Origin of the sequence: Mucilaginibacter sp. 3215 (assembly GCF_050433785.1) — a bacterium.
Classification (GTDB): Bacteria; Bacteroidota; Bacteroidia; order Sphingobacteriales; family Sphingobacteriaceae; genus Mucilaginibacter.
Map to the genome: position 1 here is coordinate 44,258 of NZ_JBNPWO010000013.1, position 17,630 is coordinate 61,887.

Below are 17,630 nucleotides of genomic sequence, written 5' to 3' on the forward strand. Positions count from 1 at the left end.
ACATTAAATTTTATGAATATTAATCAAAATGAGTTCCGCAGATATGCGGTAGGGCATCGCCGTGTCCAAAGTTTACATGTTGACAGGTTTATTGCGCAGGTAAATAACAGCAAAATAAGCATGGGCATGACACCCTATATTATGGAAGAGCGGCAGCTCAACATCTCGCAAATGGATGTTTTTTCGAGGCTGATGATGGACAGGATTATTTTTCTGGGCACTGCGATAGATGAACAGGTGGCTAACATCATCCAGGCGCAATTGCTTTTCCTGCAATCGGCCGACGCCAAAAAGGATATCCAGATCTATATCAATTCACCGGGTGGTTCGGTATATGCCGGACTGGGGATTTATGACACCATGCAGTTTATATCGCCTGATGTGGCTACTATCTGTACCGGTATGGCCGCTTCAATGGCTTCGACATTACTTTGCGCCGGCGCCAACGGCAAACGGGCTGCCTTGCCGCATTCACGGGTAATGTTGCACCAGCCATCAGGTGGAGCGCAGGGGCAGGAATCGGACATTGAAATTGCTGCCCGGCAGATCTCTAAAATGAAGCGAGAACTGTATGAGATCACAGCCAAACACAGTGGGCAAAGCTATGACAGGGTTTATGAAGTATCCGACAGGGACTACTGGATGATAGCTAAAGAAGCGAAAGCTTTTGGTATGATAGACGAGGTTTTGGGAGCGAAGGAGGATTGATTAGCATATTGAAGACTTACGAAGTTTAATTGCTTCGTAAGTTTGGCTATTTAAATCACTTATTCAATGCATCCACCTTATCAAAAAACTCATTTTGCAATTTGATGGTACTGGTATCGGCCTTAATCGCTTTAAGCGCTTGTACAAAGCTGGCTATTTCATGCTCTGCTATAAATTTGCCGAATTCGGGTGTGGCTTTGGCTCCTTCACCGGCATAGTGGTTAGGGTAGGCGGCATACCACCATATAGGCGTGTAAATATTAGCCAGGTTTAAACGATGTTGATTATCGCCCGATTGTGATGCTGCCCGGTCCATTTTCATCAGGTCGGGGCGATAGTACAACATTGATGCGGTTTCGCTTTCACCCGCGTGCTGGTCGCCTTCAATAGCCGACTTGTGCATTTTCCGATATTGGTCATTATACTCCTTGTCGCCACTGTGCGGATCATAAAAATATACAGCATAGTTGTGGCGTTTGTTCAGCAGTGATTGCATAAAGAACTGGATAAACTCCGGGTTACCTCCATGGCCATTTAGTATTACTATTTTATCAAATCCGTTTCGAGCAATTTCATCGCAGGTAGCTTCCAGTAAATCCCAGATCACTTTGCTTGGCAGCGCAAACGTTCCGGGCTGATGACGGGCCTCATTGATCTGCCCGTAAAAATAATCGGGAAATACAACTGCATATTCCGACTTAACAGCATGGGCAGCCCACTCACGCACATGGATCAGATCGGTGCCTAAAGGGGAGTGAGGGCCGTGTTTTTCCAGGATCCCAATGGGCAGGATGCAGGTTTTCGACGATTTTTCGAGTGCAGCAGGAAAATCTGAGGCAACAAGCTCGTCCCAGCGCGCAGGTATTTGCTGGGCAAAGGAATAAGCAGGAAGCAGCAGCGCTACAAACAGTAATAAGTAAGTTTTCATAAATTATAGGTTTAATAACAGGTTATAGCAAACTGTATTTGAACTGAAATTTACGAACTTAAAATGTTGTTTTTCAATAGGTAATTTAAAAATTACAATGAAGAGGTTAATGGACATTGGGCAATGAGTAGCAGAAAATAGCCCCTTTTTCCTTGTCGTTTTCAACCCAGATCCGGCCATTCATTTTTTCGGTAAAATCTTTACAGATCATGAGCGCTACGCCTGCGCCTTTTTCCTTTTCGTTACTGTACTGCATGTTGGCTTTAAAATTAAAGAGCAACTTTAGCTTATCGGGCGAAATACCTTTTCCTTCGTCCTGTACACAAACAGTTACATCGTTGTCATCGCTTGATGCACCTATAGTAATAGTTGAATTATCTGGCGAAAACTTAATGGCGTTATGTATAAAATTGCGGTGGATAAACTGTACCAGCTCTTTGTCGGCATGAATAACAATGGCCGGGTCCACTTTGATTACGAACCTAAGCCCGCGGTCTTTACCCATTAAGTAAAATGGTTGTATTGCCTCATCTATAAGGTCCTTTAAAGGCAGGGGAACAGCTTTGTAATTAAAGCCCGACAATTGCTGTTTGATCCATTGCAATATGTTTTCAAAAATCTCCAGCGAAATATTTGAAGAATGCTCCATGGTATCTACCAATTCCATCAATTCTTCCCGTGTAAAAGTATCGGCGTCTTTAAGTACCGTTGCCAGTGTTTTGAGTGCACCTATTGGCTGCCTGAAATCATGCGCAAGAATAGATACCAGCCGGTTGTTGAATTCATGATCTATTTGCAGCTTTTCGTTTCGTAGCTGTACGGTGTGATTAAGTTCTTCCAATGTTTGGCCATGCTTTTTCTTCAGGTTGTACAGTCGGTAAGTAAATATTACGGTAATGGCGGTTATCACAAATAAAACACCAAGTACAATCGCAAGCACCTGCCTGTTTTGGCTCCGGATGGTTATAGCTTCCAGTTCCTGGTCTTTCAGGGCATAATCAATATAATCAAAACCTGTTGTATTAGTGTACTTCTCCTCGTCGTCATATAGTTTCAGCAATTTTGAACTGTAGCGCTGTACTTCGGGCAGATTATTTTGAGCAATATAAATATCATATAATTTTTTCCCGAAGACTTTTTCATAATAGTGATAGCCGCTTTTTTCGGCGATAAAAAGTCCCTGTTTGTAGTATTCAATAGCTTTGGGAACATTATTTTCGAAGTACAAGTCGCCAAGGTTCATGACTATATCAAGGCTCAGGTAATAAAGCTCCATGGCCAAACCATTATCTACTGCTTTTTGTAAAAGCGCCACACCTTGTTCACGCTTGTTGCTTTGAAGGTATAGCAATCCCTGTACCTGGTCTGCTTCAACGAGCATACGTTTATCTTTATACCTTGTGCCAATTTCGCGTGCTTTATCAAGGTAAACTTCAACCGAATCTTTGGGGATTTGCTCGGGGTATAGGAGCAGGTAATTGCACAGCACCAACGCCACGATCGAGTCGCGCTGCAGGGTTTTACCAATGTTTAATGCCCGCTTAAAAAAGTTTATCGCTTTTTTATCTTCCTTGTTCTCGTTAAACACAAGGCCAATGTTCATTAACCCCTGTACAACGTTTGAGGTATCATTTAATTCTTTGTAAAGGTTATAAGCCTCGTTATAATAGCGCAGTGAAAGCTGTAGATTGCCTTTAAGATCATAAACAATGCCTATAACATTTAGTGCATCGGCCTTTCCAGCCTTATAGCCAAGCCGTTCAGCTATAGTTCTTGCCTTTTTAGCATAATTGAAAGCACTGTCGATATTTTGCTCATACATAAGCATCCCCAGCCTGTTAAGCGTATTCACATACTGTATGCTATCATGCGTTAAGGGCAAGTCTTTTTTTAGTTTATTAACCTCCCTGAATTGGCCGAAACATTCAGATACAGCAAGCAACAGTAATACTAAAAAGCTTACGTTTTTTTTCATTAATTAATATTTGCAAAACGGACTAACGGTTCATGATATAGCCTAAAGCTATTATACGGATAAAAAGTGGTATGGTTGAAGAATGTTAAATAAAATAGGCTCAGGTACAGTTAGTTTTGACTGTTATTCAAAAATATTAAACCTTCTGCAGGTAATATAGGCATAAAGGTGAAATAAAAAAACGATTCAGAAAAATGTTATAACGAATCGGGATTAGGAATAAAGTTCATAAATGCCTGGAACTTGGCATAATAGTTTTGCATATTTAACTGGTAATAATAAGCACCGCGTTTTGAGCCTGCTTTATCCTTATCGGCCAGTTTAATGAGTAAACCGGTTGCCAGCACTCTTTTACTAAAATTACGTTTATCAATAGTGGTATTAAACACGCTTTCGTAAAGAGTTTGCAATTGCGGGATAGTAAACTTGGTGGGCAAAAGCTCAAACAGGATAGGGTGCATAGCTGCTTTGTAGCGGATGCGTTTGCGGGCCTGCTCAACCATTTCCTGCTGGTCAAATATCAATTTGGGGGCACGTTTAAGCTGAAACCACTCGGCATGGTAATCATCACTGATCTGGGCTTCATATTTATGGATGTCAACCAGTGCAAAGTATGCTACAGATACTGTACGCTCAATAGGGTCACGCTGGGGTTGCCCAAAAGTATATAATTGTTCAAGGTACACGCCTTCCAAACCGGTTAATTGCTTTAAAATGCGGTTGGCACTTTGATCAAGACTTTCATCTGGCTGAACAAAGCCACCCATCAGGCTCCAGTTTCCCTTTTCGGGTTGAAAGCCTCTTTTTATCAATAGGATCTTTAAAACTTCGCCATCAAAGCCAAAAATGATACAATCAACAGCTAATAATAACCTTGTTTGCTTGGAGTACTTGAGCATTTAAAACAGTAATAATTTTATGGTAAAAACAAATATAGAATAACATTCGATATAAGCTTGCAAATTTGCTGTGTTACACCCGTTAAAAAAGCATTAATTTACAATTGTTAGTCAAATGTGTAAATTAATTGTGCTTTTTACAATAATAATGGACACTTATTCATTATTTATTCGCCCCATGCCGATATTACCAGCATGCGGTTGCCGCCGTGGTTACGATGCTCGCACAAATAAATTCCCTGCCACATGCCTAAAGCCAGTCTTCCGTTGCGGATAGGAATAGTTACCGAACTGCCCAGCATCGCAGCTTTCAGGTGGGCAGGCATATCATCAGGCCCTTCATCATCGTGTAAATAATCCGGGTCGTTTTCGGGTACGGTTTTACTGAAATACATTTCAAAATCCTGCCTTACGGTTGGGTCGGCATTTTCATTAACGGTTAATGATGCCGAAGTATGTTGGATAAATACCTGGCAGATACCGGTTTTTAATTCGTGTATTTGAGGCAGGGCATTAATTACTTCGGCCGTGATGAGATGAAAACCTCTTTTGCGCTCCCTAAGCTGAATGATTTGCTGAAATATTTTCATAAACAGTTTGCTTTATAACAGTGTTGCAAACATATCTATAAAGATTGTTCCGTTTTGTTTTGAATGGTGTGGCAATTAAAAATTGTTTGCAGGTTTGCATTGCTTATGCAGCAATGGCAGGATTAAGACCACTTTCGGCTGCGAACAGGCGATTAATGAAAGCCTTTATCTTTTCGATGAAACTTTTCCTGACCGGTTTTTCAAGCATTTGAATTTGATCATCGTCCGAAGGCTTTGGGGTATCGGCATCCTGCATCTCTTCCAAAACAATTTCACGGATCTCAGGGTCACGGTTTACGATCTCATCCAGTTCGGTGAGCTCGTTAAAGGTGGCTATACCGTTTTTTTGCCGTTTAATAAGTATTTCAAAACGGTCCTGGTTGAAAGTACGCCTTTCCAGTTGCTTGCCGTGTCTCATGATATATACAGTAATCTCTATTAAGAACTCAAATTAAGTGCCATGTATTTATAGTGTTGGTATTCAATTGATTACTTTATTTTTTAATGCGGCGATTTGCATCGTTATGATACATTTATTGTTCGTTTTCGTGCAGGGTTACTAAGTAAAGGCATGCCTCTTAAACAACCTCAAATTATAGGCTATGGTTGGAAAGCCATTTATCTGCTTGATCCGGATGGATATCAGTTGTGCTTCCACTGGCCTGTACCATAATATTATAACCGCTCATAGTGAGATTCCGGCCCGTCTGCTGCAAGGGGAACTGTTCCGTAGAAAGTGAGTATTTTGCCTTCTATCCTGAAAAATTTGATGCTGTTGCTGGAGGTATCATTGTCATACATGATCTGCTCATGTGCATTGTCATATTTACGGGTACGGTAAGTGCCGCTGTTTATCAGGGTGTCTTTTTTAAATCGTTTGTAGGTACTGGCAGTAAAAACAATAATGTTGCCGTTGCCTGCCTTTATCGAATTAAGATCTTTGGGAGGTTCGCAGTAACAACTGGTGCCGCGGTACTCCCAGCTGCCAATCAACTGATTATTATTAGGGGTATCGTCTTTTTTACAGCCCGACAAAACGGCGAGTATGCCAAATAAAAATAGCTTTTTCATAGCATAAGGTTTATAATACTTTACGTTAATACCAGGCAAAACGCTACAAATTAGCTTCGGTTAGTAACACTTTCAATACACAATTTGCAGGCATCAATTAATTGATAACTTTGGTATAAACCAATGTATTTCCTATAAAATTATGAAACAGCATGACTTATCAAGGCGCAGGTTTATTGGCAGCAGCGCACTTGCCGTGGCGGGGCTTTTAGCATTTTCAAGATCATCATTTGCAAGCCTGGGTTCGAGGCGGGCCGATAAACCCAACTCGCGCATTAACGGTGTACAAATAGGCGTGATCACGTACTCATTCCGGAGCATGCCGGGCACAATTGAAGATTTACTGAAGTACTGTATCGTCTGTAATATTAACGCCATTGAACTTATGGGCGATGCCGCCGAAATGTATGCCGGCGCCCCTAAACATGAAACCGGCGAAGACTGGGCTACATTTGGAAAAAAGATAGCCGAATGGCGTGTCTTGGCTCCAATGGATAAATTTAAGGAGATCAGGAAGATGTACCATGATGCCGGGGTCAATATTTATGCCTGGAAACCTAATGCCCTCGGTACTAAAAACAGCGATGCCGAAATTGATTATGCCTTTAATGCAGGGAAAGCTTTGGGTGTAAATCAGGTAACTGTTGAGTTGCCTGATGAGGTTCAAACCAAACGCCTTGGTGATATAGCCGCCAAACATAAAATGATGGTTGGCTACCATGCCCACACCCAGGCAACGCCAACCCTTTGGGACACCGCTCTGGCCCAGTCAAAGTATAACGGAATTAATTTGGATATTGGCCATTATGTGGCAGGTACCAGCAGTAGCCCGGTTCCCTTTATTGAAAAATATCATGACCGTATAACCAGCATGCACATCAAAGATCGTAAGTTTTATGACGGTCCCAACCAGCCCTGGGGGCAGGGCGATACTCCAATAAAGGAAGTATTGCAACTGCTTAAAAATAATCACTATAAATTCCCGGCCACCATTGAGCTGGAGTATAAAATCCCTGAAGGATCAGATGCGGTAAAGGAGGTGAAAATTTGCCGCCAATTTGCTGCCGATGCGCTGGCATAAACTATTGTATGGTTTGTCCGTGATATGAATGCTTCTTGTTTTGTAAATTTATATTTATTTGAATATAAATATGGATAACTCATGTAAACTAAAGCTGGAATGGATTCCTGCCGCCTATAGCGGAATAGCAAAACATGGCTTTAAAGATACATCGGCTGATAAGCTTAAACAAAAGCAACCTGTAAACGGGATTTATCAAAGCGGCACAGGCTTTACAAAGCACAAGGTTTACCGGCGAAAATCATAGGAGATCGCTTTGTTGATGTTCGGCATATAAGCCTATCTTTATCAAATGGAATCTAAAATATTTTCATACAGAGCAGATGGTATTATACTTGCCCCGGTTGACGATCAGCTAAGTATCAGCCCGGTATTTGATCGCAAAGAATTGCTGTGCAAACTGAAGGAACTTTTTAACGATGATGACTATAAAGTTGATGAACGTGCCCTCGATTATAAAATTAAAGATGGCCAACTTTACATTGAAGGTGTAGTAACGAAACATGTCCCGGCAAAATCGATAGGATTTATGGGCGGAAAGTAGTTAATTGCCATACTCCGGCCTTATTTTTATGCTTGTTTTATTTTTTTCGGATCAGTAAAAGGTGTCCCTTTGCTAAACCCGTTTAATCGAGCCTGTTTACCCTGTAATTTAATGCTGCAGTTGTGCCTCCGGTTACATCAATGGTAACGCCTGTAATCTGGCCAGCCAGATCTGATGCCAGAAAAACCGCGGTATTGGCAATATCGGCCATTAAGGGCAGTTTTTTGAGCATCGTATCAGCTTCCATTTTTTTAAGGATAGGATCCATAACATCGGGCATGGTGTCAATGGCGTTTTTAAACACGCGCGAATCGGGCGAGCCTCCCGATCGGATGTTAACCACGCGGATACCGTAAGTACCCAGCTCAGATGCCAGTGTGCGCGAAAAGCTTTCAACGCCGCTGCAAGCCGGGCCAAAGCCACCTGTGTGAGGATAGCCTATGCCTCCCGGGGTAGCTGTAAGCGATAAAATTACTCCCGATTTTTGTTTCATCATCATCTTGCCAGCTGCAATGGCCGTCATGAAGCGGGTTTGCATCGTAAGCGTAATCGGCTTTACAAAATCTTCGGCCGATATTTCGGTAAGTGGTACATTCTGCACAACGTCAACTCCAACGGCGTTAAACGAGATATCAATCGTCCCTGCGCTGCTTACCACTTGCTGTAAATGCCGATCAATTGCTTTTTCGTCAAATGCATCTACAATTGCTATTTCAGCCAATCCCCCTGCAGCAATAATTTCATCGAATATCTTTCTAATTGACCCGGGGTTAGGTCCGGTTAGAAATACGCGCGCGCCGGCGCCGGCCAGTGCCTTTGCAACAGCACCGCCTAATGAACCGCCAGCACCGTAAATTACCGCGTTTTTATTTTGGAGCATCATGATGGTAGTTTTATTTAAAGATAGTTTTAAAAACACCGGCTACATAACAAAACTAATTGTAAATGATGTTTGAGGGAAGGGGAAAAGATGACAATTACGGGGGTGGGACAAGAAAAGGAATATGCCAAATTAAACACAGATGAACTTACCAGGTAAATTTAAGACCCAATAGAGGCTATTGAGTTATATCCTTTGATTAGGTTAGATTGTGTTTGATTGCTTGCCATATTAACGTTTGCTAAAAGGGGATCTAATGGCAATCAGCAAACAAACGTAAACGGCTTATTTATAAGCTTCAGGCCATTTTGATAATATACAGTTGCTTAATCTTAAGCCCCTGCCTTTTTTCTGATCCTTAACAAACCATTGGCAGTGGTGGCATAAATAATACCTTTTGAATCTTGCACTATCTGGTAAATAGTAAAACCAGGGAGCGGCGAATTGTTGTTGTGGTAATTTTCCCAGCCACTATTCAAGTCAAACCTGGCAATGCCCGATTCGTCTGTACCCAGCCACAAAACATGCTCAAACTTATCATACAACATGGTATTAACATGGTTAGCAGGCATGCCCGAGTTTTTATCATTATAATGCAGCCAGTTACCATTAAACTTTAGTACGGCTATACCTTCTTTATCACTATCATTTTCACCAGTTTGTTTATTACAATCAACCAGTGAGAAGTAAACATTTCCTTTTTCATCCTCCACCGCGCCCGAAATACTGGCATTTTTCAGCGGAGTGTTGTTAAGGCTGTTAAATGAGGTGATAACGCTTTTATCAATCATGATGGTGCCTTTTGACGTACCTATCCAAAGCCGTTTTTGACTATCTACATAAGCAAAAAGTACATTGCTTGAGGGCATTTCAGGCATCGATTTTTTGTTTATTACTACTACTTTATCTTTCCTTTTTACAACAAGACCGTTTTGAGTGGTGAAAAGTAATTCGCCATTGCGGCTGTTCAGCACCTGGTTAACCCCACCTGCCAAAAATTGCTTAAAATCAAACAGCTGCCAGCCACCGCTGCCGTACATAAATATTTTATTATCGTAATAAACCCATTTATTATTATCCCTGTCGATGGTCACTTCCTTTATGTTAGCATCTGACGGGAATGGCGAATTATATTCATTAACCGGGATAAACGTTGTTCCCTCAAAGCGGGTCATTCCTTTTTCGGTAGCATACCATAACAGATCCGATTGATCCATAGCAGCTGATTTGGCGATGTTATCAACCAGGGGCGAGTTATATTTTGTCCATACCGTAAAGTCGTAGTTTTTTAATGATGGATTGGTGTAGGTGAAAGTTTTATTGTAAATGGTTGGATCGCCGGCTGGTTTCATTTCGGCAAGATCCAGCCTCTGTACCTGGCCATAAACGCCGCCGCTTATAAAGCGAAAGATCACATTTACAGATGAGGCTACTGGTTTGCCATCTACCTTGGCCGGCTTCCAGATACAACCGTTCAGGTAGGTGATCAACTCGTTGGTGAGGGCGCTTTTGCTCGCATCATTATGGCTAAGCACGCAGCTAAAACCCCGCTCATCCACCAAAACCTGGAACGTTATGGAACCCGTAGCTTCTTTTAGCAGATAACGGTTATTGATCCTCGCAGAAACAAAATCAATGGCAAGCTGGTCGCAACTGGCCTTGGGATCGCCGCAGTCCATGCAATAATTGGTGATATTGCACATCTCAACCTTTTGCAAAAAAAGATTTTGTGCAAACAGGGCCGATGGTAAAATAAAGATAAACAGGCAGATAAATAAAACTCTGCGGATTTTAGTTGGGGATAACAATGCCAGCATTACGCTTATAAATAAAAGAAAGCAAACCCGAAACTCCAAGCGAATGATAGTTAAATAATGTTAAACAAAGATACAAATCCTAAATGAGGATAATATGAAGCAGTTTGCATTTGACTTGCCTGCTATAAAACATTTAAAATATGATAAATGTTATTTTAAAACCAATTATCCTGGAGCACGGATTTATTACATTTTAGGTCCTTTAATATTTAATTAACATGAAAGTCGAAAAATCAAAGAGCGCCGAAGCGCAAATGCTGATTCGCAAGCCTGTTGCTGAAGTGTTTAACGCTTTTATTGATCCGTATGTTACCACGCAATTTTGGTTTACCCAATCAACAGGTAAACTGGAAACCGGAAAACAAGTTATCTGGTCATGGGAAATGTATGGTGTATCATCGGTAGTGGTTCCGATAGTTATTAAAGAAAACGAATTGATCACCGTTGAATGGGGATCGCCTGCTACAACTGTTGATTTTAATTTTAAACCTATGGGCGGGGATGCTACATATGTAGAGATTCAGAATTATGGGTTCAATCAAACGGGAGATGAATTAATTGCTGCTATCAAAGATTCTACAGGAGGTTTCACAACGGTATTGGATGGATTGAAAGCCTGGCTGGAGTACGGGATCCATTTAAATTTGGTGGAAGATAAATTCCCGCAAGGAAAGTAACAGCAGTTGTTTTTAGCACAGATACACTAAAATCTTTTACTTTTGCACCATGAGCTACGAAGAATTGAGTGAATACTTTAGTAATGTTACGTTACCCCAGGAATTAAGGCTTGACCGCGCTACAACTCAGCTCCATGTTGCCGATTTTGTTAAGCAATTATTGAAGAATATGAAAAACTATCCTGATAATTGGCGTCACCAATACCAGTTAATGAGGATCAAACACGCCCTTGAAAACCCCTACAATGGCCCGGAAATTCCAAGATTCTAAGAAAACAGGTCGTTTTCGCCTAAATAACTCCTGATCATTTTTAAAATAGGTTCGCCCAGGTCTGTTGCTTTTGCATCACCAAAACTTTTTAACTGCGAAAGCTGGTTTAATGACCGTGGTAGTTTCGAAGTAATATCCCGCAGCATGTTTTCGGACACCAGCGTATGTTCAGGGATCTTACGTTCAAAACTGGTTTCTTTACGCCAGTTGAGCAACTGCTTGTAAAGTTCAGGGTTAACAATTTCCTTCTCCTTTGGCAGCGCTTTTGGGTTCCAGTTTTTATATACCGGTTTGTAACTTATCCCGGCCTCCTGTACTGATGATAAAACATCCCTGCCCGATGTGGCAATGGGCAGGCGTACAAAGGCTGCCGTTTTTGCTTTTAGGTTTACCAATAAATGATTTAGGCTATCATAAAACTCGGCAGGAGGGTTGGTGTTATTTACAGCGGTGTAAAAACTGTTAATAGCTTCTGAAAAAACATTCAATTTAGGTAGAAAATAGTTGGCTGCATTTTTTAGCCTGCCTATAAATGGTACATTGCTCGAGATGAGCTGATCATCAGGTAAAGCACCCAGTTCCTTCCTGATAAAACGGTCGCCGATGGCTTTAATTTCAGTTTCCCAGCTGTGATCGGTTTTGCTGATGTTTTCGGATAAGGGACTGTTTTTAATCGCCCCGTTTAGCATGATGGTTTTAAGTTGCCTCCATGCACCGGTGAGCATCGAAAAATCAAAAATGTCCTTCATTTCTTCCAGGGCTATTTGCCGGATAGTACTTTCCAGCAAATTTTCATCGGGTATGGAGATAGCTGCATTTTGCATAAAGCTGATGATCTCCGGATCGGTGCGGATATTTTGGGGGCGTACAGGCGATTTCAGGATCATGCCCTCGAGCGAGCGGCAACGGCTTAGTGCGACGTAAGCCTGCCCGAATGCGAAGGCCGCATCAACATCAATAACAGCTTTTTCAAACGTAAGTCCCTGGCTTTTGTGTATGGTGATGGCCCAGGCCAGCCTAAGCGGATATTGGCTAAATGAACCGTTATTTTGTTCATTTACTTTCTGCTCATTTTCAGCCAATGCATATTTTACGTTTTGCCAGGTTTCTGGGATCACTTCAAACTCGGTGCCGTCGTCAAGGAAACTAAGGCGAATATTACCCGGTCCCATTGCAACGATGCGCCCCGTTCGGCCGTTATAATATTGCTTTTTACCCGAGCTGTCATTTTTAATGAACATCACTTGTGCCTCAACTTTCAAAACAAGCTCATCTTCGGCGGGGTAGGCATCTTTGGGGAAATCGCCGGTTACGGTGGCTTTAAAAGTGTGGGTTTCACCATCAAGTTCCATTAAACGCTGCTGGTTAATTTCGTTAACAAGTTGGTTATGGGTAGATAGGGTTACATAATCTTTAAGCCAGTTGGCATTCAGATTAGGGTTATAATGTGCGTTAAGCTTGTCCAGCATTTCGTTGTTGGCGTAGCCATTGCGAATACTGTTCAGGATCTCCACAAATACCGGATCTTTTTGGCGGTAAACCTGTGTAAGTTCAAATGTTAACACCGGAAATTTTTGGAATGCAAGGCTATCAAAAAAATAAGGCCCTTTGTAAAAGTTTCTGAGTACCGGCCAGTCTTTTTCATAAACCGGGGGGAGCTGAAACAAGTCGCCGATCATCAATAACTGTACACCGCCAAAAGGTCGCGCCGATCCTTTAACCTGGCGTAATACGGTATCAATGTAATCAAGGGTATCGGCCCGCACCATACTGATCTCATCAATAATAAGCAGATCCAGGCATTTTAATATGTTTGATTTTTCGAGGCTTACCTGCCTGAGCAGGATGCTATGATTGTTATGATCGGTTACAGGCACCTGCGGCCCGAAAGGCACCTGGAAAAAGGAATGAATGGTTACGCCGCCGGCATTAATAGCTGCCACTGCGGTAGGCGCTACAACTGCCAGATTTTTGGTAACGTTTGCCCTAATCCAGCGGAGAAAAGTGGTTTTACCGGTACCTGCCTTACCTGTTAAAAATATCGGCCGGTTAGTATTTTCAATAAATTTAAGTACGAGTTCATGAAAAGGCTCCAACACCATACGCTTGCTGTTTTATTATCGCTCCCCAGATGAGAAAGCATTTTCAAATTTAACAATTAGGCATGAGAGTAGGGGATTTGTGTTATCAACAGTGTTAAATTGAAAGCACTTGCTCCCTTTGTTTGCTTTTTTGAATGAGCTTTTTTATCGAAATCAAAAATGTTTAATTAAATATTGAATTTTAATCCGTGTAAATAATTGATTAAAAGTGTATTAAATTTAATGTGCGAAATTTCAAAAAATATTTTGCCAGCACATGGTGGAAGTTATATATTTGCGGCCACCAACGCGAAAGTAGCTCAGTTGGTAGAGCACGACCTTGCCAAGGTCGGGGTCGCGAGTTCGAATCTCGTCTTTCGCTCTTAAGCCTTTCCCTATTCAGGGAGGGGCTTTTTTATACCTCATATATTATCTATTCAACCACCCGATTAAGGAATAATTGGAGATCAGGCAGAAATTCGAAATGCTTAAATTAACCCGAAGAAATAGCTGCGTTTTTACTGCTTCCAATTGGGTTGAGATTATTTTAGTAAAAGCCTATCTGTAACAATATCAATACAATGAAGGTAGATAGTGAGGGTTGGCCGAAGCAGCGTCATGATAGGGTTAATTCTTCCCCGGTTCGGGAAAGTTTGTATACGCCAATTGGGCTTATGGGCAAGTATAAAAGTTGGTTTATCTGTAAAACTCCCGTGTTATTTCAGGAAAGTTTTGCGGTAACTGTACCAGCGGATAACTTTTAATAGCTCATCTTCTGAAATAATATTATTGCCTGTGGGCTGGAAAACCAGTTCTTTATCCAGTATTGTGGCCCGCAACAGTTGGGACGAACCCGGACTGGTTTGCGTTTCCGGTTCGAAAACGCAGACGCTACTACCTGAACCGGGAATTAAGATAACATCGACCCCACCTACGGAGTTTAGTAAATAATTTTGATCCATGCTATACCTTTTGCAAAAAGTATACCCCTTTAGTAACTATCTCTATCAACGGGGATGACCGAAAAATAAAATATAACCATCAGCATCTGCCAATTCAAAGCCGCGCAAGCCATCAGGAGTATTTTGTAACGGTACAGTGAAACTAACACCGCGCGATATAAACTCTGCGGACAGCGTATCCGGGTCAGGTACATTAACATATGCGTCCCACCGGGCATCCGGGCCCTGCTTGTGGTTCGGAAGCGGGGCCTCGCCTACAGATTTCAGGAAGATCATTGCCCCATCCCGCTGTACAATAGCAAAAAACGGATCATGATCCGGCTCCTGGAAAACGGTATCAAAACCGAGTTTCTCCCGATAAAAGGATATTGCCGTTGTGACATTGCGTACAATGAAGAATGGAGCAATGCCGGCTATATGTGGCTGATTCATAAGTTGATTTTACAAGACTACAGATATAAATATATGAAGTAGGTACTGGATTGGCAATATGTGAAATATGTTTCTCCTTACTGAATAATGTGAATATATAAATAAGTCTGTCGGATATAAGTCTTATCCGACAGATTTGCATCGCAATGTCCTTTATGGCCCGTTATAAATAATTGTACAACACAGTAAAGTGCTTATGATGTTAATTTTTGACTGTAGTAGATAGTTTTGCTAATGAGAAGGCACCGATTGCCATTACAATGTCACGCACAGCCACATCTAAATAGGTTCCGCTTGTCAATAAACTCAATGCAATTAATACTAACCAGGCACTAACAAGATAAGCTCCTTTTTGCGGATTTAAAAAAACTAATATTCCGGCCACAATTTCAATTACACCAACAATCATCATAAATACATGTTCGCTGAAAGGCAGCATGGTTTTAATTGTTGGATTGAGATAATGTGACCAATCAGTCAATAGGTTGGTGAATTTGTCGGCTCCCGCTACAACAGGCACTAAACCATAAGTAAACTTTAAAAGAGTTTGAGTGTTTTTAGTTTGATCTTCCATGATTATTTTGAATTAATATCCATTAGAGATTGCCTTTGAACAAAGGGTTACAAAGTTTAATTAGAGGCAATCTGTAACCCTTCAGCTTTACAGTGCTCTATTATATAAATCAGATTTTATGAACCCACTTGCCGATCATATGACAGATACTTTCAGTGACGAGGAGATTGTAAAACGAGTAGTTAATGGCGAAAAGCATTTGTACGAAAAACTAATGCGCAAATTCAACGAAAGATTGTATAGGATCAGCATGTCCATCATTAACGACGATAAGGAGGCTGAAGACATTATGCAAACGGCCTACCTGAACGCCTATCGCCAGTTGTCTAATTTCAAACATCAATCGAGTTTTAGCACCTGGCTAATCCGGATCCTGATTAACGAGAGCCTGTTGCACAAAAAGAGGAAAGTTCAATTAGAAAAAACACTTACCGAACATATTCGCATTGATCACCAACCTGAAACACCTTTAGATAATCTTATGAACAAAGAATTAAAAGCTATTTTAGAAAAGGCGGTATTAACGCTCCCCGAAAAATACAGGTTGGTATTTGTAATGAGGGAGATACAGGGAATGACCACTAATGAAACAATGGAAGCGCTGGAAATAGGGGAGTCTAATGTTAAAATAAGATTGAACCGGGCCAAAGAAATGTTACGCACCGAGTTAAATAGTTATTGGCAGCCCGGAGAACTTCTGGAATTTAACCTTACTCGTTGTGATGTGATCGTTAATTATGTGATGCATAAAATCAATGCAGGTTGATAATAATGTTATTAGAAATTTGGGTTTTACTATAGTTAATCTATTAAAAACAAACCGCGATGGGTAACAATCTGGTCTTCGTCGATTTGTTTGCCACTGGCGGAGATAACAAAGCCTGGATCAGTATATTTGTTTTAAGGAGAGATCACTCTTAATGATCGGCTTCGTTACTTTTAAACGACTTATAAACCGCCCTTCAATTAGTAAACCGCATGAATAAAACAGCATTCGCCCCCAATTTTAAAGCGATGAGATTTGACATGGTCAAATTACTCGTTGTAAGCATACTATGGATCCCGATGGTTTTTATTTCAAACAATTGCTCGGCGCAGGCAACACCCTCGCGGGTTTTACTTGCACTTTCAAAAAGCGATCATAATTTGGCGATCATCAACCCACTGACTTTAAAGGTTATTGCACGTGTGCCCGTGGGTTCCGATCCCCATGAGGTTATTGCCTCAGCCGATGGAAAGACTGCTTATGTTTCCATCTATGGAGGCGGAAGCCTGCATGAACTGAGCGTAGTTGATCTTGTGGCGCAAAAAGCGCTGCCCGCCATTGATACCAAACCATTGATGGGGCCGCATGGACTCACATTTGCAGGAGGAAAAGTTTGGTTCTCGGCCGAAGGCGCTAAAGCTGTTGGCCGCTATAATCCTGCTACCGGTAAATTTGACTGGGCTATGGGAACAGGCCAGGAGAGAACGCACATGATCTATGTAACCGATGATGGGAAAAAAGTGTTCACCACAAATGTATCTTCAGCAACGGTAAGCATTTTGGAGGATAGTTTGCTGAAGCCAATGGGACCTCCGGGCGGTTTTGCACCTCCGGCACGCCATGACTGGGTACAAACTGTTATCCCGGTAGCCAAAGGCTCCGAGGGTTTTGATGTATCACCCAACGGGCGCGAATTGTGGACTGCAGGTGCTGAGGATGGCAATATTTCGATCATCGATATCGCGGCCAAAAAGGTAACTGCCACAATTGATGCAAAGGTGGCAGGTGCCAACCGGCTTAAATTTACGCCTGATGGCAAACGTGTATTGATTACCAGTCTTCGTACCGGCGACTTGTTCGTTTTTGATGCTACTTCGCATCAGGAAATAAAACGTATAAATGCAGGCCATGGGGCGGCAGGGATTCTGGTAGACGACGACGGATCACGTGCATTTATCGGCTGCACTGGTGATAATTATGTGGCAGTGATCGACCTTAATAAATTAGAAGTGACCGGGCATATTGATATTCGCGGGGCTGATGGTTTGGCCTGGGCGTTGATGCCGTGATAATTTATTAGCTTTAGGCTTCGCATTTTGCTTTTAGTCCTATAAAAAAGTATTTGCAATCAACGGGGTAAGTAAAGGACAGTTG

The 17,630-nt window shown here is 41.7% G+C and carries 20 protein-coding genes and 1 tRNA gene; 9 read left to right on the top strand and 12 right to left on the bottom strand.

The features are described 5' to 3' along the window. Positions 1 to 12: 12 nt before the first annotated feature. Positions 13 to 708, top strand: a complete 696-nt coding sequence (locus tag ABIC84_RS19355) for an ATP-dependent Clp protease proteolytic subunit (RefSeq protein WP_426585745.1) — start codon at positions 13 to 15, stop codon at positions 706 to 708. 55 nt (positions 709 to 763) lie between these two features. Here ABIC84_RS19355 and ABIC84_RS19360 read toward each other — a convergent pair whose 3' ends face one another. The 6 genes from ABIC84_RS19360 to ABIC84_RS19385 all read right to left on the bottom strand — a co-directional run bounded on the left by ABIC84_RS19360 (position 764) and on the right by ABIC84_RS19385 (position 6,171). Further along, a complete protein-coding gene (locus tag ABIC84_RS19360) occupies positions 764 to 1,636 on the bottom strand; it encodes a creatininase family protein (protein WP_429264592.1) in 873 nt (290 codons plus the stop codon). A gap of 106 nt (positions 1,637 to 1,742) precedes the next feature. Next, entirely contained in the window at positions 1,743 to 3,611 is a 1,869-nt protein-coding gene (locus ABIC84_RS19365) for a tetratricopeptide repeat-containing sensor histidine kinase (protein ID WP_429264593.1), read from the bottom strand. A gap of 197 nt (positions 3,612 to 3,808) precedes the next feature. Further along, positions 3,809 to 4,510 (bottom strand): NUDIX hydrolase, encoded by a 702-nt coding sequence (locus ABIC84_RS19370; RefSeq protein ID WP_090533328.1) that lies wholly within the window; start codon positions 4,508 to 4,510, stop codon positions 3,809 to 3,811. A gap of 167 nt (positions 4,511 to 4,677) precedes the next feature. Further along, on the bottom strand, positions 4,678 to 5,100 hold the full coding sequence (locus ABIC84_RS19375; RefSeq protein WP_429264594.1) for a secondary thiamine-phosphate synthase enzyme YjbQ: 423 nt from the start codon (positions 5,098 to 5,100) through the stop codon (positions 4,678 to 4,680). Positions 5,101 to 5,203: 103 nt separating this feature from the next. Beyond that, complete coding sequence (locus ABIC84_RS19380; RefSeq protein WP_426585754.1) at positions 5,204 to 5,518, bottom strand: hypothetical protein; 315 nt, start codon at positions 5,516 to 5,518, stop codon at positions 5,204 to 5,206. Positions 5,519 to 5,775: 257 nt separating this feature from the next. Beyond that, entirely contained in the window at positions 5,776 to 6,171 is a 396-nt protein-coding gene (locus ABIC84_RS19385) for a hypothetical protein (protein WP_429264595.1), read from the bottom strand. A 142-nt stretch (positions 6,172 to 6,313) separates the two neighbouring features. Between ABIC84_RS19385 and ABIC84_RS19390 the strand changes: the two genes are divergently transcribed. The 3 genes from ABIC84_RS19390 (at position 6,314) to ABIC84_RS19400 (ending at position 7,796) form a co-directional block, all read left to right on the top strand. Then, positions 6,314 to 7,252, top strand: coding sequence for a sugar phosphate isomerase/epimerase family protein (locus ABIC84_RS19390; protein WP_429264596.1), 939 nt, complete (start codon positions 6,314 to 6,316; stop codon positions 7,250 to 7,252). Positions 7,253 to 7,322: 70 nt separating this feature from the next. After that, entirely contained in the window at positions 7,323 to 7,499 is a 177-nt protein-coding gene (locus ABIC84_RS19395; protein WP_429264597.1) for a hypothetical protein, read from the top strand. A gap of 45 nt (positions 7,500 to 7,544) precedes the next feature. Next, positions 7,545 to 7,796, top strand: coding sequence for a hypothetical protein (locus tag ABIC84_RS19400; RefSeq protein ID WP_429264598.1), 252 nt, complete (start codon positions 7,545 to 7,547; stop codon positions 7,794 to 7,796). An 82-nt stretch (positions 7,797 to 7,878) separates the two neighbouring features. Here ABIC84_RS19400 and ABIC84_RS19405 read toward each other — a convergent pair whose 3' ends face one another. Both ABIC84_RS19405 and ABIC84_RS19410 read right to left on the bottom strand, forming a co-directional pair. Further along, positions 7,879 to 8,679 carry an SDR family NAD(P)-dependent oxidoreductase gene (locus ABIC84_RS19405; RefSeq protein ID WP_429264599.1) on the bottom strand — a complete coding sequence of 267 codons (801 nt, stop codon included), beginning with the start codon at positions 8,677 to 8,679 and terminating at the stop codon, positions 7,879 to 7,881. A 329-nt stretch (positions 8,680 to 9,008) separates the two neighbouring features. Continuing rightward, positions 9,009 to 10,493: a ligand-binding sensor domain-containing protein gene (locus ABIC84_RS19410; protein WP_429264600.1), complete on the bottom strand. Its 1,485-nt coding sequence runs from the start codon at positions 10,491 to 10,493 to the stop codon at positions 9,009 to 9,011. Between the two features lie 218 nt (positions 10,494 to 10,711). Between ABIC84_RS19410 and ABIC84_RS19415 the strand changes: the two genes are divergently transcribed. Together ABIC84_RS19415 and ABIC84_RS19420 are read left to right on the top strand one after the other, a co-directional pair. Next, the gene (locus ABIC84_RS19415; protein ID WP_429264601.1) at positions 10,712 to 11,170 is read left to right on the top strand and encodes an SRPBCC family protein; all 459 of its coding nucleotides are present in this window, start codon (positions 10,712 to 10,714) and stop codon (positions 11,168 to 11,170) included. Positions 11,171 to 11,219: 49 nt separating this feature from the next. Further along, positions 11,220 to 11,441: a DUF6965 family protein gene (locus ABIC84_RS19420; protein WP_112575124.1), complete on the top strand. Its 222-nt coding sequence runs from the start codon at positions 11,220 to 11,222 to the stop codon at positions 11,439 to 11,441. On the opposite strand, the gene ABIC84_RS19425 is transcribed toward ABIC84_RS19420, so the two are convergent. Then, positions 11,438 to 13,543 carry an AAA family ATPase gene (locus ABIC84_RS19425; protein WP_429264602.1) on the bottom strand — a complete coding sequence of 702 codons (2,106 nt, stop codon included), beginning with the start codon at positions 13,541 to 13,543 and terminating at the stop codon, positions 11,438 to 11,440. The genes ABIC84_RS19420 and ABIC84_RS19425 overlap by 4 nt on opposite strands. Positions 13,544 to 13,831: 288 nt before the next feature. Here ABIC84_RS19425 and ABIC84_RS19430 point away from each other — a divergent pair. Continuing rightward, positions 13,832 to 13,904, top strand: a tRNA-Gly gene (locus ABIC84_RS19430). Between the two features lie 334 nt (positions 13,905 to 14,238). Here the strand turns inward: ABIC84_RS19430 and ABIC84_RS19435 are convergent. The 3 genes from ABIC84_RS19435 to ABIC84_RS19445 form a co-directional block, all read right to left on the bottom strand. After that, positions 14,239 to 14,484 (bottom strand): hypothetical protein, encoded by a 246-nt coding sequence (locus ABIC84_RS19435; protein ID WP_426585770.1) that lies wholly within the window; start codon positions 14,482 to 14,484, stop codon positions 14,239 to 14,241. Between the two features lie 45 nt (positions 14,485 to 14,529). Continuing rightward, the gene (locus ABIC84_RS19440) at positions 14,530 to 14,916 is read right to left on the bottom strand and encodes a VOC family protein (protein ID WP_429264603.1); all 387 of its coding nucleotides are present in this window, start codon (positions 14,914 to 14,916) and stop codon (positions 14,530 to 14,532) included. A 202-nt stretch (positions 14,917 to 15,118) separates the two neighbouring features. Next, the gene (locus ABIC84_RS19445; protein WP_429264604.1) at positions 15,119 to 15,490 is read right to left on the bottom strand and encodes a hypothetical protein; all 372 of its coding nucleotides are present in this window, start codon (positions 15,488 to 15,490) and stop codon (positions 15,119 to 15,121) included. A gap of 118 nt (positions 15,491 to 15,608) precedes the next feature. Between ABIC84_RS19445 and ABIC84_RS19450 the strand changes: the two genes are divergently transcribed. Both ABIC84_RS19450 and ABIC84_RS19455 read left to right on the top strand, forming a co-directional pair. Beyond that, positions 15,609 to 16,256 carry a sigma-70 family RNA polymerase sigma factor gene (locus tag ABIC84_RS19450; protein WP_429264605.1) on the top strand — a complete coding sequence of 216 codons (648 nt, stop codon included), beginning with the start codon at positions 15,609 to 15,611 and terminating at the stop codon, positions 16,254 to 16,256. Positions 16,257 to 16,516: 260 nt separating this feature from the next. Next, entirely contained in the window at positions 16,517 to 17,545 is a 1,029-nt protein-coding gene (locus ABIC84_RS19455; protein WP_429264606.1) for a hypothetical protein, read from the top strand. Positions 17,546 to 17,630: the final 85 nt, after the last annotated feature.